Raw genomic sequence first — 15,583 nt, forward strand, 5'->3', positions numbered from 1 at the left:
ATCCATGACAGTTGCGGCACTAATAACGTTAGTCTTAATCGTTGCCGTGTTGGCGACATTGGCGCTTACCCGAGTCGCCCCTGATGTCGTCCTGATGGCGGCGCTCGCCTTCCTGGTGATCAGCGGTATTCTCACGCCCAGCGAAGCGCTGGCGGGGTTCGCCAACCCCGGCGTGATGACCATCGCCACGCTCTACGTGGTCGCGGCGGGGCTGAAGGAAACCGGCGCCATCCAGTGGCTGGCGCATCGCCTGCTCGGCCAGCCCCGGCGTTTGCGCCAGGCGCAGTTGCGCGTGCTGCTTCCGGCCTCGGGGCTGAGCGCCTTCATGAACAACACCACCGTGGTGGCCATGTTCATCCCCGCCATTCAGGAATGGGCGGCCCGCCTGCGGTTGCCGACCTCCAAATTGCTGCTGCCGCTCAGCTACGCCTCGATACTCGGGGGCACCTGCACGCTGATCGGCACCAGCACCAATCTCGTGGTGGATGGCCTGCTGCAGAGCGAGCGGGGCATCTCGCTGCACATGTTCGAGCTGGCTTGGGTAGGCGTGCCGCTGGTGGTCATCGCCGGGGGCTTTCTCTATCTGATGGCGGACCGCCTACTGCCCAACCGCCAGGGGGCGCTGGAACAACTCGAACAGGCACGGGAATACGCCGTGGAAGTTCGCGTGATTCCACAAGGCCCCCTGGAAGGCAAGAGCATCGCCGATGCGGGCTTGCGAAGCCTGGCGCATGGTTACCTGGCGGACATCGAGCGTGACGGCGAGTTGATGACCGCCGTGCCGCCGGAAACCAAGCTGCAGGCCGATGACATCCTCGTCTTCGTCGGTGCTCCCGAATGCGCCCGGGAGTTGCGCCGTGTCCACGGCCTGCGCCCGGCCAATGGCGACGTGCGCAAGCTGGATATCGCCCACCACCGGCGCTGCCTGGTCGAGGCCGTGATCGGCCCGGATTTCACCGGGATCGAGCAGACGGTGCGCGAATCGCGCTTTCGCTCGCGCTATCAGGCGGTGATCCTTTCCATCTCCCGCCATGGCCGCCGCTTGCCCGGCAAGCTGGGGGATATTCGCCTTCAGGTGGGCGATACGTTATTGATGGAGACCGCCCAGGAATTCGTCTCGCAATATCAGTACCGCAAGGATTTTCTGCTCGTCAGCGCGCTCAACGACTCCACGCCGCCGGATTTTCGCAAGGCGCCCTGGGCGTTGGGCATTCTCGGCGCCATGGTGCTGGTGAGCGCCACGGGGCTGTTGAGCATCCTCGAGGCGGCGTTTCTGGCCGGCGGCGCCATGCTGCTCACGCGCTGCGTCACGGCGAGCAAGGCACGGCGCTATCTGGAGCTTTCGGTGCTCATCGTCATCGCCGCCTCGTTCGCCCTGGGCAACGCCATGGACAAGACCGGCGCCGCAAGCCAGATCGCGCAATGGCTATTGCTGGCGGATGGCCTCTCGCCCTGGATGGCCCTGGCCATGGTCTACGCCCTGACCGTCGCCTTCACCGAGCTGATCACCAATAACGCCGCCGCCGTGTTGATGTTTCCGGTGGCCGCCGCCGTGGCCGAGCAACTGGGCGTGAGTATCATGCCCTTTGCCATCGGCATCATGTTCGCTGCCTCGGCCAGTTTCATGACCCCGCTGGGCTATCAGACCAATCTCATGGTGCTTGGCCCCGGCGGGTATCGTTTCGTGGATTACCTGCGCCTCGGCGCGCCCATGAGCCTGTTGGTCGGGGGCATCGTAATAGGGTTAGTGCCGTTTGTTTGGAATTTTTAATGTCTATTAAGCATTATGTGAGCGGCGAAATGTTTTTGGCCTTAATGCGTACTTCTCTGGCGCGCGGTATTGCTGCATTAGGCACGTTACTGTTAGGTATCGTACTTGGCAGGTTGTACGGGGCTGGTGGTGTCGGCGTATTTGCACTTGCCCAAAGCGTACTTTTAGGCGCTGGTATTCTAGCTCGTTATGGACTAGATAATACTCTTATGCGCTACGTGGGGCGCAATTATGAATCTCGGAACGTCCTGATCTATTTGCAGTGGGCGTGTCGTAAGGCAAGCATATTAAGTTTGGTTGCAGCAGTAGCCATATTGCTAATGAGAGATTGGGTGGCTTGGGTTTTTGGGGCGCCTGCGCTTGCTAGTGTGCTTGTCGGGATAGGAGTGGCTGTTCCTGCTTTTACGGTTAGTTTTGTTTTGTCTGGGTTCATGAAAGGTATAAGAAAGCCTGCAACAGCAAACTTGCTGGAGAACGGCGCTATTTCATTGGTAGCCGCGGTTTTAATAATTTCTGTTCACTGGTGGAAAGGCGGTGGCCAGCTAGAAATGGCCGGGTGGGCCATGGCCATTGCTGCTTGGGTTGTCTTGGTGCAGGGTGTTTGGCAGGTGTATAGATGGTTTGGTTTGAGCAATAGCAAGGGTAGAGAGCAAGGTCTTGAAGATGAGCTGATTGCAAGGTCCGAATTTACTCGTACCTCCCAGTCTTTTCTTGTTATGAGTTTGGCGCAGTTTGTCCAGCAAGTCGTCAGTATAATGATAGCTGGTGTTTTTCTAAGCAATGATGACTTGGGGCTATTTAAAGCAGCTGAGCGTGTAGCGTTGTTGATAAGCTTTGTTCTCCTTGTCATTAATGCTGTTTTCCCTCCGCGTTTTGCAAAGCTGTATCATCAGGGAGATATGAAAGGGCTATCCCATTTGGCGCGACAAGGGGCTGCGCTTGGGCTGATGATGGCTGCGCCGTTGCTGGCCGTTTGCCTTTTCTTCCCTAGCTGGGTATTGGGTTGGTTTGGGCCGGACTTTGGTGAAGCATCACTTTTGTTGCGTATACTCGCAATTGCTCAGCTAATCAATGTTGCTACAGGTTCTGTAGGTTACCTTCTTAATATGACTGGGCATGAGAAATTGATGCGTAACATAGCTCTTGTCTGCAATGTTTCTGGTGTGTTGTTGCTTTTTTTGGCTTTGCCAATTCTTGGTGTTCTTGGCGCAGCGATAAGCCTTGCTGTAATGATTTTGTCTCAAAATATTGTTGCGTTGATTTTCGTTTGGCGAAGGCTTCGTATTTGGACGCTGCCTTGCCCTAATTTTTTGAATTCGACGTAATCGTGATGAAACTTTGCAAGGTGTGAATTTTTATTAAAATAGTTGAAGAGGTTAAAGGGGATTAAATGTCAGGTATTACTCCCGAGCGACAGACCCACCTCAAGCAGCTTGAGGCGGAATCGATCCATATCATCCGCGAAGTGGCCGCCGAATTCGCCAACCCGGTGATGCTGTACTCCATCGGCAAGGATTCGTCGGTGATGCTGCATCTGGCCCGCAAGGCGTTCTATCCCGGCACGCCGCCGTTCCCGCTGATGCACGTCAACACCACCTGGAAGTTCAAGGAAATGATCGAGTTTCGCGACCGCATGGCCGCGGAGGTCGGGATGGAGTTGATCGAGCACATCAACGAGGAAGGCCGGGCCGCCGGCATCAATCCCTTCGATCACGGCAGCGCCAAGTACACCGACGTGATGAAGACCCAGTCGCTCAAGCAGGCGCTGGACAAGTACGGCTTCGATGCCGCCTTCGGCGGCGCGCGCCGCGACGAGGAAGCCTCGCGCGCCAAGGAGCGCGTCTACTCCTTCCGTGACAAGCACCACCGCTGGGACCCCAAGAACCAGCGCCCGGAGCTGTGGAACATCTACAACGGCAAGGTGCAGAAGGGCGAGTCGATTCGCGTCTTCCCGCTCTCCAACTGGACCGAGCTGGACATCTGGCAGTACATCTACCTCGAGTCGATCCCCATCGTCCCGCTGTACTACGCCGCCCCGCGCCCGGTGGTCGAGCGCGACGGCATGCAGATCATGGTCGACGACGAGCGCCTGCCGCTCGAAGACGGCGAGGTCCCCGAGGAGAAGTGGGTGCGCTTTCGCACGCTCGGCTGCTACCCGCTCACCGGGGCCGTGGAATCCACCGCCGCCACGCTGCCCGAGATCATCCAGGAAATGCTGCTCACCCGCACCAGCGAGCGCTCCGGCCGCGCCATCGACCACGACCAGGCCGGCAGCATGGAGCGCAAGAAGCGCGAGGGATACTTCTAATGTCACACCAGTCATCGCTCATCGCCGAGGATATCGAGTCCTACCTGCAGGAACACGAGCAGAAAGACCTGCTGCGCTTCATCACCTGCGGGAGCGTCGACGACGGCAAATCGACCCTGATCGGGCGCCTGCTGCACGACTCCAAGATGATCTACGAGGATCAGCTGGCGGCGATCACCCAGGCCTCCAAGACCAGCGGCACCACCGGCGACCAGGTCGACCTGGCGCTGCTCGTCGACGGCCTGCAGTCCGAGCGCGAGCAGGGCATCACCATCGATGTCGCGTACCGGTACTTCTCCACCGACAAGCGCAAGTTCATCATCGCCGACACCCCCGGGCACGAGCAGTACACCCGCAACATGGCCACCGGCGCCTCCACGGCCAGCCTCGCGGTGATCCTGATCGACGCCCGTCACGGCGTACAGACCCAGACCCGGCGGCACAGCTTCATCGCCGACCTGCTGGGCATCCAGCACCTGGTGATCGCGGTCAACAAGATGGACCTGGTCGACTACTCCCAGGCGCGCTTCGACGAGATCGTCGCCGAGTACCGCGAATTCGCCGCCAAGCTCAACGCCCCGGACATCCACTTCGTGCCGCTGTCCGCGCTGGAAGGCGACAACGTCGTCAACAAGAGCGAGGCCATGAGCTGGTACGAGGGCCCGGCGCTGCTCCATCTGCTGGAGACCGTCGAGGTCACGCACGACAAGAACCTCACGGACCTGCGGCTGCCGGTGCAGTACGTCAACCGCCCGCATCTGGATTTCCGCGGCTACTGCGGCACGCTCGAGGCCGGCATCCTGCGGCCCGGCCAGCGCGTCAAGGTGCTGCCCTCGGGCAAGGCCTCCACGGTGGCACGCATCGTCACCTTCGACGGCGACCTCGAGGAGGCCTATCCGGGGCAGGCGATCACCGTCACGCTCGACGACGAGATCGACATCTCGCGGGGGGACTGGCTGGTCGCCGAGGACGCCGAGGTACCGCTGGCCGACGCCTTCGAGGCGGACATCGTATGGATGCACGACACCGCGCTGGAGCCCGGCCGGCTGTACGACCTCAAGCTCGCCACGCGGGACCTGGCGGGCAAGATCACGCGGATCGACTACCAGACCGACGTCAACACGCTCGAGCACCACGCCGCCGAACGGCTGGCGCTCAACGCCATCGGCCGCTGCCGCGTCGAGGTGGCGGGCACGCTGCCGGTGGACGACTACCGCGTGAGCCCGGGCACCGGCAGCTTCATCGTCATCGACCGCATGACCAACGTGACCGTCGGCGCGGGCATGGTGCACCGCATGCTGGAAAGCGAGCCGCCCTACGAATACCGCACCCACGACAGCAAGGCCGAGGTGGTGTGGAACCGCTCCAGCGTGACGCCCGAGATGCGCGCGCATATCAAGGGGCATGCCGGCAAGTGCATCTGGTTCACGGGGCTTTCCGGCTCGGGGAAATCCACCCTGGCCAACGCGCTGGAAGTCGAACTCAACCGGCGTGGCTACCACACCATGCTGCTGGACGGTGACAACATTCGCCACGGGCTGTGCAAAGACCTCGCCATGAGCGAAGCCGACCGTACCGAGAACATCCGCCGGGTGGGGGAGATCGCCAAGCTGTTCGCCGATGCCGGCATCATCGTGATTACCGCCTTCATCTCGCCGTTCCGCTCCGACCGGGCGGCCGCGCGCGAACTGTTCGCAGAGGGCGACTTCATCGAGGTGCACGTCGACACACCGCTGGCGATCTGCGAACAGCGCGATCCCAAAGGGCTCTACGAGAAGGCCCGCCAAGGCAAGATCAAGGACTTCACGGGGATCAACAGTCCTTACGAGGTACCTGATATGCCTGAGGCTGTAATTAGTACTAGCGAAGACAGAAGAATTAGCGATATCTTTTCAGAGTTAAAAATCTATTTTTAGGCGTATAGCATGAAGCCGGTTATTATAAACAGTTACTTTAGAAGTGGCTCTAGTATAATCTGGAAGATAATTAAAGAAGAAAACCCTGGGGCAGCAGTTTATTATGAGCCATGCCATTCACATATAATAAAAAAGAGTAAGGAGGCTGGTAACGATAGCCTCCATGGTATGGTGCTCTGGGAAGAGTACTCTGGCTTCTCAGAAGACCTTTTCAAAGTTCACCCATATCTATCTGAGGGTTTTCCGAGGTCGTATCTCGGGTTGGGAGACTACGGAGATTTTCTTTGCGAGAAAGCATATGAAGAAAGTAAGAGGCCCGTATTGCAGACGAACCGTTGGCACTATTTTACCCCATATTTTAGTGATCGTGGTTATGATGTAATACAACTAATAAGACATCCTTATGATGTTATTAATTCAATATACGGGCTGGCTTTTAAAAGTGACAACAATATACCGTATGTTATAAAAAAAATATTTTTGTCGCTTGGCCTTGTTGACCATTTTGAGCAGCAGCAATTCTTTGAGTACGTAACTAGCGTCTCTTCTACTAGCTCTCTTCCAGGGAAGAGCAAAAAAGTTCTTAATATAAAGCTTGGGTTTAAAGACAAAGTGCTCTTCTCATGGGTAAAAGCTAACACATTTGTGTTGCGAAACTGTGAGGGGAAGAGTGGCTTTAGCGTCGTGTCTTACGATAAGCTTTGCTCTGGTGACCCGAAAGAGATAGAAAAATTTAGGAGATATTCCTTGAATTTTTCAAACACCAGTCTTTCTAGTCGAGGAAGTAGAATGGAAAAAGATGAGGCTGTGCTAAAGAGAGCAGATAAGTTAGGTATCTATGACGAGTGTATGGGGCTCATAAGCCAAATAAGATGACTTATTTTTTAGCTTACTCATTTTTATGGTTGTCTGCCGCGCTAAGCTTGTGTGTCAAAAACACAAGGGGAGTATCAGTATTATTTTATTGTGCGGTTAGCTTTTTGTTTTACATGGCATCGTTCCTAAGGTGGGATGTGGGGACAGATTGGGATGGTTATTATCGATTCTATGGAAAGCTGGATAATTTTGATTTTGTCACACAACAAGGATGGTGGGAGCCAGCATATGCTTTTATAGCATACTTCTCCAACGCCTTGGGAAACGGCTTTACTTTTTTCTTGTTTCTCATCTCTACAATGGTTGCTTTTGGCAAGCTGTTGATAGTTAGATGGGTTCCTGGCACAGCATTATTTGTATTATTGCTTTTTAGCGTCAACTTTTATGATGTGTTTTTTGTTAGACAAAATGTTTCAGCTGTCTTTATATCGGTATCGCTTCTTTTTTTCATAGAAAAAAAATATGCCGGCTTCTTAATATTTACATTGGTAGCGACTCTCTTTCATTATGGTGCATTGCTGGTTTCTTTAATGGGAGTAGGTATAGCTGTATTTAGAGCACAAAAGAATGTTTTAAAAATTTTCTTAAGTGGCGTTGTTATACCTATAGCTTTAGTATGCGCGGCTCTCATTGTAAAGCAAAAGTATGGAGTATACTTAGCTGAAAAAGCATCAGACGCTAGTAAAGAAGGTAATTTTATAAGGAATTTTCTGAAATGCTTTTACTGGTACGCCATCTTATTTCTTTCTGGAAAAGTCTCTTCTCTTTATGACAGGCAAAAAGATATATTTTTTCTTGTATATTTAATTATCTCGCTCTCTTTGCTCGGGTCATTGGTTTCCGATGTTTTTACAAGGCTTATCATATATGTTTATCCATTAATAGCCTTGATTGTTTCTACCGCTATCGTTCGCTCTAAAGTAAGCAAGAGAAGCCTGTATTGGCAGTCTTTGCTCGTATTTATATTTGCGGGCCTGCCATTGAATTTCTACATGCTTATAAGTGGCTATTCAGACTTATATATACCGTACGAAACGATATGGAGTAATAAATGAAGATTTTATACGCTGATACTGGCCAGCCTAGCTTAGGTCATGTTTCTTTTAATGAGGCAATGGTTGCGACATTGAATGAGCTAGGGCGCCCTACAATTGTCTTTTTAAATAAAGAGCAGATAGCAAGCATAGAAAAGTCGCCATTGGTAAGAGAGGTCACTTTCTCAAGCTTGGATATAAAGCATCGAGCGAGTAAGACCTCATTTATAAAGAAGTTTTTTTATGAAGTGCTTGCAGTTTATAAAGTGTTCAGGAGTTCTGATAAAGGAGATGTAGTTTTTTTTGGAGGTATGTTTTCTAATGTTCAGTGGCTCCTTCCAATATTTACCCTGTTATTTCCAAAAAGGGCGGTGCTGCTTACTTTGCATGGTGAGCTGGCGTCACTTGAGAAAAAAGGTTTTAAGTCTTGGTTTACACATAAGCCTTGGGTGAAGATAAGTCTTTTTCTTGCACAGCGTGGGTTTTATAAGTCTATAGTGCTAGAAGAGAGGATAAAAAAAATATTAAGCTCTAGAGGGATTGAAAATATCGAGTGTCTAAAACATCCTTATATTTTTAAGGCTCTGGAGAAAAAGAAAGGCAGTGTAAGGGATGAAAGAAAGCTTGTTATTGCTTATCCAGGTACTCTTTGCCCTGAACGCGGCGGGGAAGAGTTTTTTAATATCTGCAAAATGGTCAATAACCGAGAGGTGGTTTTTAAGCATGTGGGCGGGTACCGGAACATGCCTAAAAATGTGATGCGCTATCTTATAGAAGAAGACGTTACTAAATCTGATCTTGATCGAAGCTTAGTGTCAGAAAAAGAGTATGCAGAAGAAATTAGATCTGCAGACTTTCTTGTTTATATTTACGACGACACTCACTATAAATTTGCTTCCAGTGGTGCTCTGCTAGATGCAGTTAAGCATGGAATTCCCATACTCGCTACAAAGAGTGATGTGATAGATGATTTCTTTTTAGAGATGAGCTTCCCTGGATTTGTTTTTGATGATGTACAAGGTCTTATAGATTTCATTAATAAAGAAGTGGCGATGGAAAAAATATGCGGAATACCTGTTATGGAAACTTATGAAAATATTAAAAAAGAGAGATCTCCTGAGATGGTGTCTAAAAAATTAGAGAAGATTTTAGAGAAGGTCTAACGTGTTAAGCTATAAAGATGGCTTGGTAAGTGTGATTCTCCCTTTTTATAAAGCGGGGAAGTGGGCAGGTAGTATTGCGAAATCTATCGATATACAAAAAGAAGTAGAAGTCGAGATTTTCGTTATCGATGATGGGCTTGGTGAAGGCTTAGACTCTCTAGTGAAAGAGCTTAGAAAGCTCGAAATCCCCTATAATGTTATATCAACGAGCGGGCACTGTGGCCCCGGTTATTCTAGAAACTTGGGGTTGGAGAAAAGTCAGGGTAGATATGTTGCTTTTTTAGATGCTGATGATGCTTGGCCATCAGGTTATTTGAAAAAAAGTATTGATAAAATTCATAATGATTTTGCTTCATTAACCTATGTGGCTACAAAGTATTATGATGAAAATGGTAGATATATAAACTGTTCATCCCCCCCTAAAGCACTAAGTTTTTCTGAGCTTATACAGACTTGTCCTGTTTCTTTGCCAGGGGTGGTTATCGATAGGTATAAGACAGGAAGATTTGAGTTTAATATAACAGGCCACGAAGATTATCAGCTTTGGCTTGAGTTTTCTAGCAATGGGCATTCTTTGGTTTTGGTGGAGGATGCTCATGTGAAGGTTACGCGTGCTGCTAAGTCAGCTTCATCAAATAAGTTTAAAGCTGTTTCTTGGCAATGGAATGCTATAAAAAAATACAGCAATTCACGTTTTATTCTAAGAGTTGTTTTTCTATTTGTTTATTTGGTGAATGCGGTATTGAAAAGAAAGTGCAAGCTATATAAGCCTGTTTACCTCCCCTTTAACATTTCTGCCAGTTTAAAAAAGGAAGATGCATGATCGTTCCCGTAATACTTGCAGGTGGTGCTGGATCAAGGTTATGGCCATTATCAAGAAGTCAGCATCCCAAGCAATTTATGCCATTGATTGATAATAACTCTATGCTGCAGGAAACCCTGAAGCGGGTTGATGGGATCACGGATGCAGATCCTGTTTTAATCTGTAACGAGGAGCACCGTTTTTTGGCGGCTGAACAAGTACGTCAAATTGGCAAGACACCATCTATCCTACTGGAGCCGGAGGGACGGAATACAGCTCCCGCAATTGCGTTGGCAGCATTGAAAGAATTGGATCGTAAAGAAGATCCTCTGCTGTTGGTGTTGGCAGCGGATCATTATATTAAGAAGATAGATGCTTTCCACTTGGCAATTGAATCTGCCTTGTCGCTAGCCCGAGAGGGGAAATTGGTTACTTTCGGTATTGTCCCTACACATGCAGAAACGGGCTATGGCTACATCCAGCAGGGCAATGCTTTGGGAAAGCAGGGGTTTAAAGTTGCATCTTTTGTAGAAAAGCCAGACTCTTCGACAGCTGAAAGCTATTTGGCAAGCGGGGACTTTTTCTGGAATAGTGGGATGTTTTTGTTCCGAGCTAGTCGTTATATTGAAGAGTTAGAGCTTCATGCGCCGGACATTCTCAGAGCATGTCGAAGAGCTATTGATGAAGGACAACAAGATCTCGACTTTCTGCGCGTCGGAAGCGAAGCATTTAAGGGCTGCCCTGAGAACTCTATCGACTATGCTGTCATGGAAAAAACTGATAGCGCCGCTATGGTTAGCCTAGATGCTGGATGGAGCGACATTGGTTCTTGGGCGTCTTTGTGGGATATAAGCGATAAGGATGCTAACAGTAACGTGCTGCATGGTGATGTGCTCGCGGAGGCGACGTCCAAAACTCTGGTACAGGCCGAGCACCGCCTTGTAGCCACACTTGGGGTAGATGATCTAGTGATAGTCGAAACCAAGGACGCTGTCCTCGTCGCACACAAAAACAAAGTGCAAGATGTAAAAAAAATCGCCACTGCACTCAAGCAATCGGGGCGGACTGAACAATCGAATCATCGTGAAGTCTACCGCCCGTGGGGGGTCTATGACTCGGTGGATCGTGGTCAGCGTTATCAAGTCAAGCGTATTACAGTGAATCCGGGGGCTAAACTGTCCGTTCAAATGCATTACCACCGCGCGGAGCATTGGGTTGTGGTTTCTGGAACAGCAAAAGTCACTAATGGTGAAAAGAGTTATTTAGTAACAGAAAATGAGTCAACGTTTATTCCTGTTGGACAGGTTCATGCACTAGAAAATCCAGGAGTTGTTCCGCTTGAACTGATTGAAATACAGTCTGGGACTTATCTTGGTGAAGACGATATTGTACGTTTTGATGATAATTATGGAAGAGCCTAGGGTTATTCAAGTAGGGAGAGGTGAGAGCTCGTGCGTCTTAACTTAATGGGGGCACCTTATGTCTCTTGGTGATAGAGGAATAGGTGAGCGTTACCCAGCTCAGCTAATAGTTCCTCTAGTCGATTTGGCTGTTGTGGTTGCTGGTGGTTTGCTAGCATATAAAATTCGTTTAGGCGATTTTTTGCTACATGAAAGATATGTGTTAGCGATAGCTGTAATTGCACTTCTGGTGATTTTGCTTAATAGTGCTTTAGGTGCTTACAGACAATGGCGTATTACGCCTATTGCCATCATGTTGATGCGGCTATTACTCGTTTGGGGATTGGTCGGTGTGGTTGCTACATCGATTATCTATTTCGCCGATGCCGCCGCGCGGTACTCACGATTGTGGGTTGGTGGCATGTTAGTGATCTCATATCTATTAGCTAGTAGTGCTCGAGTAATGGCACAAATTATGTTGCGGCAGGCACGCTTGAGAGGACGTGCTAGGCGCGCTGTATTTCTCGTTGGCCCTGGCCAGCAACTATTGAAGCTAGCGAAGAGTATGCGTGCTTCTCCAGGTGAAGGGTATTCGATTGCCGGTTTTGAGCGTCTCCCCCGATTACCTGATGAGCAATGTCTAGAACGGATAGTTAGGCGTGTTAGTGAAACGCAAGCTCGCGAAGTCTGGATATCAGTTCCGCTGGAAATGGGGAGTGCGGTACGAGATATTTTTTATGCGCTTCGCAATCATACCGCAGAGGTGCGTTTTTTGCCGGACTTCCCAGATATGCAGTTGTTGAACCATCGCATGAGTGAAGTCGCGGGGCATCTTTCAGTTGATCTAAGTGTTACACCTATGAGTGGCATGGCGCGTGTGCTAAAACGTATGGAAGACCTCCTTCTCGGCTTTCTAATAACAGCCATGATTCTTCCGTTTTGTTTGGCTATCGCTGTAGGAGTTAAAGTAACTTCGCCAGGGCCCATATTGTTTAAGCAGTATAGAACGGGCGCGAATGGAAAAAAATTTAAAGTTTATAAGTTTCGCTCTATGCGGATGCACAAAGAAGAGCAAGGCCAAGTTACCCAAGCGTCGAGGTCTGATCCTCGCGTGACTCCTATAGGGTCTTTTCTTCGGCGCACCTCCTTGGACGAGCTGCCACAGTTCTACAATGTGTTGCAAGGGCGGATGTCTATTGTGGGTCCACGGCCTCATGCGCTTTCTCATAACGAACATTACAAAGAATTAGTGGAGTCCTATATGAGACGCCACAAAGTAAAACCTGGTATTACCGGGTGGGCTCAGGTCAATGGTTTTCGTGGCGAGACTGATACTCTTGAAAAAATGGAACAGCGTGTAAAGCACGATTTATGGTATATCGACAATTGGTCGTTATGGCTGGATGTAAAAATTATTTTTTTGACTGTTTTTAAAGGTTTTGTGGGTCGGAATGCTTATTAGGGATTGTGCGTCTGGTTGTTTGAGGCAGTTTTTAGGCGTCTTGTAAGGACTGGGGAGTGTCTTTGAGCCTGAATTGTCTGGGCGCATGGTTTAGCTTTTTTTTGCCTTTGAGAATGAATTTTCTAACATGGTGGTGCGGATTAAAAAGCAGTGTCTGAGTTTTTATTGTTTAAGGTGTTGCGTAAGCCGCTGATGTGATCCTCTCGGCGGCTTTTGTTTTCCTAAGCCCTATGATTTTGACGATTGTTTGCAAGGTACATGAGGAATGATGACACGAGATTTTGCTAGGTATTGCCCGCGTGGTGTGGCCGTCGTAGGGCTTTTGCTGTTGGCTCTGTATGGCGCATTACGCATCTTGTGGCCAGAGGTGGGCGAGCCAGCCGGCACGGCTATGGCGCTATTCGGTCTTATCGCCGTGCTGGTGTGGGGAAAAGATCTTAAAGGCTCGGCGGCGTTATGGTTATTGCTCGCGGCGATTGGCGTGCAGATCTTATCGTGGTTACTAGGATACTTTCATCATCCTGATTGGATATCAAGCAATCCGGAAGTCGATCGACTCGCCAAGCTGTTTATTTTTATTGGGGTGGCTTGGTGGCTGGGTGGTAGTACTCGATGGACCTTGGCGCTTTGGGGCGCTAGTGTGATTGGTTATGTCATAGCAGCATTCGTTCACGGAGGAGGGGTCCAAGAGTGGCTGGCTGGCTTCAATGGGCAGCGGGTAGGCTTCGGTATTCGCAACAAACAACATGGTGCCATGCTGTTTGGCGTTTGTTTGGTTGGGCTGACCGTTTTTGCTCGGCGAATTTTTATGTGTTTGGGTCCAAGCCGGCTACCGATAATTTTGGTATGGTGCGTGTTAACGCTAATTTCCTTAGCTGGAGTTATGATTGGGCAAACCCGTGCTGTGTGGCTTGCCCTATCTGTCGTTGCTTTTTTTGGAATTATTATCTGGCTCATGTGGCTTGTGAAATTTCACGGGGCACGGAGTATGTTGCGTTCCGTCACCATCGTTGTGTGTGTTTTAGCTGTTGTTTTCCTAGGTGCCCTGTACACATTTAAAGACACATTAAGCAAGCGTGTTGGGTATGAATCTGATGTGATAGAAAAGTTGATAGATGGTGAGTTCCAACAGCTACCGTATAGCAGCATCGGCATTCGTATTCATACCTGGGTGGCCGCGGGCGAATGGATCGCCGAGCGCCCCCTGGTCGGTTGGGGCGGTGAAGGGCGCGGCCTGGTGATCGACCATACCGATTGGTTGCCGGACGACATCAAGGAGCGCTTCGGCCATCTGCACAACTTCTTTCTGGAAGTCTGGGTGGCGTATGGCTTGCTGGGGCTCGGTGTCATCGCGGCGTTGGCGTTCTGGATCGGCCGGGGCACCTGGCTGGCGTGGCGCGCGGGCGTCATCCCGAACGACATGGCGCTGTTCGGGGCGGCGTTCTTCGTGTACTGGATGATCGTCAATCAGTTCGAATCCTACAACTCGTTCTGGACGGGCGTGTACGTGCATAACCTCATCGTGGGCGGGCTGGTCACGCATATCTGGCGCTGGCAGCTGGAAAGCGGCCAGCGAGTGTTGGCCTGGCCGGCGCGGTGGAGCACATGATACGTACATTGGTGGTCGTGCGTTCCCTGAAGATGGGGGGCATGGAACGGGTGGCGATCAATCTGGCCGATGCCTTTGCCGAGGCCGGGCACGAGAGCCATCTGGTGGCGCTCCGGCGGGTGAAGGATCCGTTGACCTCTTCCCACAGCGGGGTACGTCAGCATCAACTGGCGCTGAGCCGCTGGACCCGGCTGACCGTCATCGGGCTGCTCGCGGAGTTAGTGGCGCGCTGGCTGCTGAATCCCATTCTCAAGCGGGCGCTGTTTCTGGGCACGGGGCTGATGGGTGGCGTGGTATTTCGTCTGTGGCTCAAGCGCTTTGAGCGTCGCTACGGTCGGGTGGATCGCATCGTCTTTCGAGGGATCGGCACCTTCGAGCTCGTGTGGACGTTTCGCGATGAGCGGGCCTGCTATGTGCTGGAAAACATCTTCCATGCCGAGGGGCCTTGTTGGCGTCGGCGCTTGTTCGCGCGCTGCCTGTATCAGGGGCGTGAGCTTGTAGCGGTCTCCCAGGGTGTGGCGGAAAGCGTCAAAAAGGCGATGTCCTTTTGGCAATGCACACCCGCTAGCCTGCGGGTCATCCCCAATCCGTGTCCGATTCCGGCGATACGTGAAGCCATGCAAGCGCCCGAGCCGGATCTGCCGGCGGGGCCTTATATCGTCAACGTGGCGCGCCTGGTGCCCGCCAAGGATCACGCCTTGCTGCTGCGCGCCTATGCGCGCTCGGGCGTGACCTTGCCGCTGGTGCTGGTCGGCGACGGCCGGGAACGCGAGCGCCTCGAGGCTTTGGCAGGGGAGCTGGGGATCGCCGAGCGGGTGATCTTCGCGGGGCAGCGGCAGAACCCGTACCCGTGGATGCATCACGCGCGGCTGTTCGTGCTCAGCTCACGCTTCGAGGGCATGGGCATCGTACTGTTCGAGGCGCTGGCCTGCGGTACGCCGGTGCTGAGCGTGGATTGCCCCGGCGGCATTCGCAGCATCCTCAAGGGCGGGCTCGAGGGCAGTGTCGTCCCCCATGACGAGGAAAGCCTGGCGCGCGGCCTGCAAGCCGCGTTGGAGGGAGAACCGCCCCCGGTGCAGGAGTCATGGTTGGATGACTTCAAGCCCGAAACGGTGGCCGCACGCTTCATGTATAAACCCGATGCAACGTAAGCGTTTTTCCGACATTATATAAGACGTTAGTACTACGCTCCTCATGCGTTAATTGCTATCATGCTAACTATTGATAAAGCATGACGATAAT

Annotated in this window: 12 protein-coding genes; all 12 read left to right on the plus strand. The window is 51.5% G+C overall.

The window, feature by feature from the left end; translation table 11 throughout:
• Positions 1–4 precede the first annotated feature (4 nt).
• A complete protein-coding gene (locus tag CSAL_RS08565; RefSeq protein WP_011506982.1) occupies positions 5–1,771 on the plus strand; it encodes an SLC13 family permease in 1,767 nt (588 codons plus the stop codon).
• Complete coding sequence (locus CSAL_RS17210) at positions 1,771–3,096, plus strand: lipopolysaccharide biosynthesis protein (protein ID WP_011506983.1); 1,326 nt, start codon at positions 1,771–1,773, stop codon at positions 3,094–3,096. The genes CSAL_RS08565 and CSAL_RS17210 overlap by 1 nt, the downstream gene beginning before the upstream one ends.
• Positions 3,097–3,161: 65 nt before the next feature.
• Positions 3,162–4,079, plus strand: coding sequence for a sulfate adenylyltransferase subunit CysD (gene cysD / locus CSAL_RS08575; protein WP_011506984.1), 918 nt, complete (start codon positions 3,162–3,164; stop codon positions 4,077–4,079).
• Entirely contained in the window at positions 4,079–5,995 is a 1,917-nt protein-coding gene (gene cysN / locus CSAL_RS08580) for a sulfate adenylyltransferase subunit CysN (RefSeq protein WP_011506985.1), read from the plus strand. The genes cysD and cysN overlap by 1 nt, the downstream gene beginning before the upstream one ends.
• Positions 5,996–6,004: 9 nt before the next feature.
• Positions 6,005–6,871, plus strand: a complete 867-nt coding sequence (locus tag CSAL_RS17455) for a sulfotransferase family protein (RefSeq protein WP_011506986.1) — start codon at positions 6,005–6,007, stop codon at positions 6,869–6,871.
• Positions 6,868–7,926, plus strand: a complete 1,059-nt coding sequence (locus CSAL_RS17215) for an EpsG family protein (protein WP_011506987.1) — start codon at positions 6,868–6,870, stop codon at positions 7,924–7,926. Before CSAL_RS17455 ends, CSAL_RS17215 begins: the two co-directional genes overlap by 4 nt.
• A complete protein-coding gene (locus CSAL_RS17460) occupies positions 7,923–9,068 on the plus strand; it encodes a glycosyltransferase family protein (RefSeq protein WP_011506988.1) in 1,146 nt (381 codons plus the stop codon). Before CSAL_RS17215 ends, CSAL_RS17460 begins: the two co-directional genes overlap by 4 nt.
• Before the next feature lies 1 nt (position 9,069).
• Positions 9,070–9,891, plus strand: a complete 822-nt coding sequence (locus tag CSAL_RS17225; RefSeq protein WP_011506989.1) for a glycosyltransferase family 2 protein — start codon at positions 9,070–9,072, stop codon at positions 9,889–9,891.
• On the plus strand, positions 9,888–11,291 hold the full coding sequence (locus CSAL_RS17230; protein ID WP_011506990.1) for a mannose-1-phosphate guanylyltransferase/mannose-6-phosphate isomerase: 1,404 nt from the start codon (positions 9,888–9,890) through the stop codon (positions 11,289–11,291). Before CSAL_RS17225 ends, CSAL_RS17230 begins: the two co-directional genes overlap by 4 nt.
• Positions 11,292–11,349: 58 nt before the next feature.
• Positions 11,350–12,732 (plus strand): undecaprenyl-phosphate glucose phosphotransferase, encoded by a 1,383-nt coding sequence (locus CSAL_RS17235; protein ID WP_083831095.1) that lies wholly within the window; start codon positions 11,350–11,352, stop codon positions 12,730–12,732.
• A gap of 265 nt (positions 12,733–12,997) precedes the next feature.
• Complete coding sequence (locus CSAL_RS08590; RefSeq protein ID WP_244846322.1) at positions 12,998–14,341, plus strand: O-antigen ligase family protein; 1,344 nt, start codon at positions 12,998–13,000, stop codon at positions 14,339–14,341.
• Positions 14,338–15,492 carry a glycosyltransferase gene (locus CSAL_RS08595; protein ID WP_011506993.1) on the plus strand — a complete coding sequence of 385 codons (1,155 nt, stop codon included), beginning with the start codon at positions 14,338–14,340 and terminating at the stop codon, positions 15,490–15,492. Before CSAL_RS08590 ends, CSAL_RS08595 begins: the two co-directional genes overlap by 4 nt.
• Positions 15,493–15,583: the final 91 nt, after the last annotated feature.

This window comes from Chromohalobacter israelensis DSM 3043 (genome assembly GCF_000055785.1).
GTDB classification, from domain to species: Bacteria; Pseudomonadota; Gammaproteobacteria; order Pseudomonadales; family Halomonadaceae; genus Chromohalobacter; species Chromohalobacter israelensis.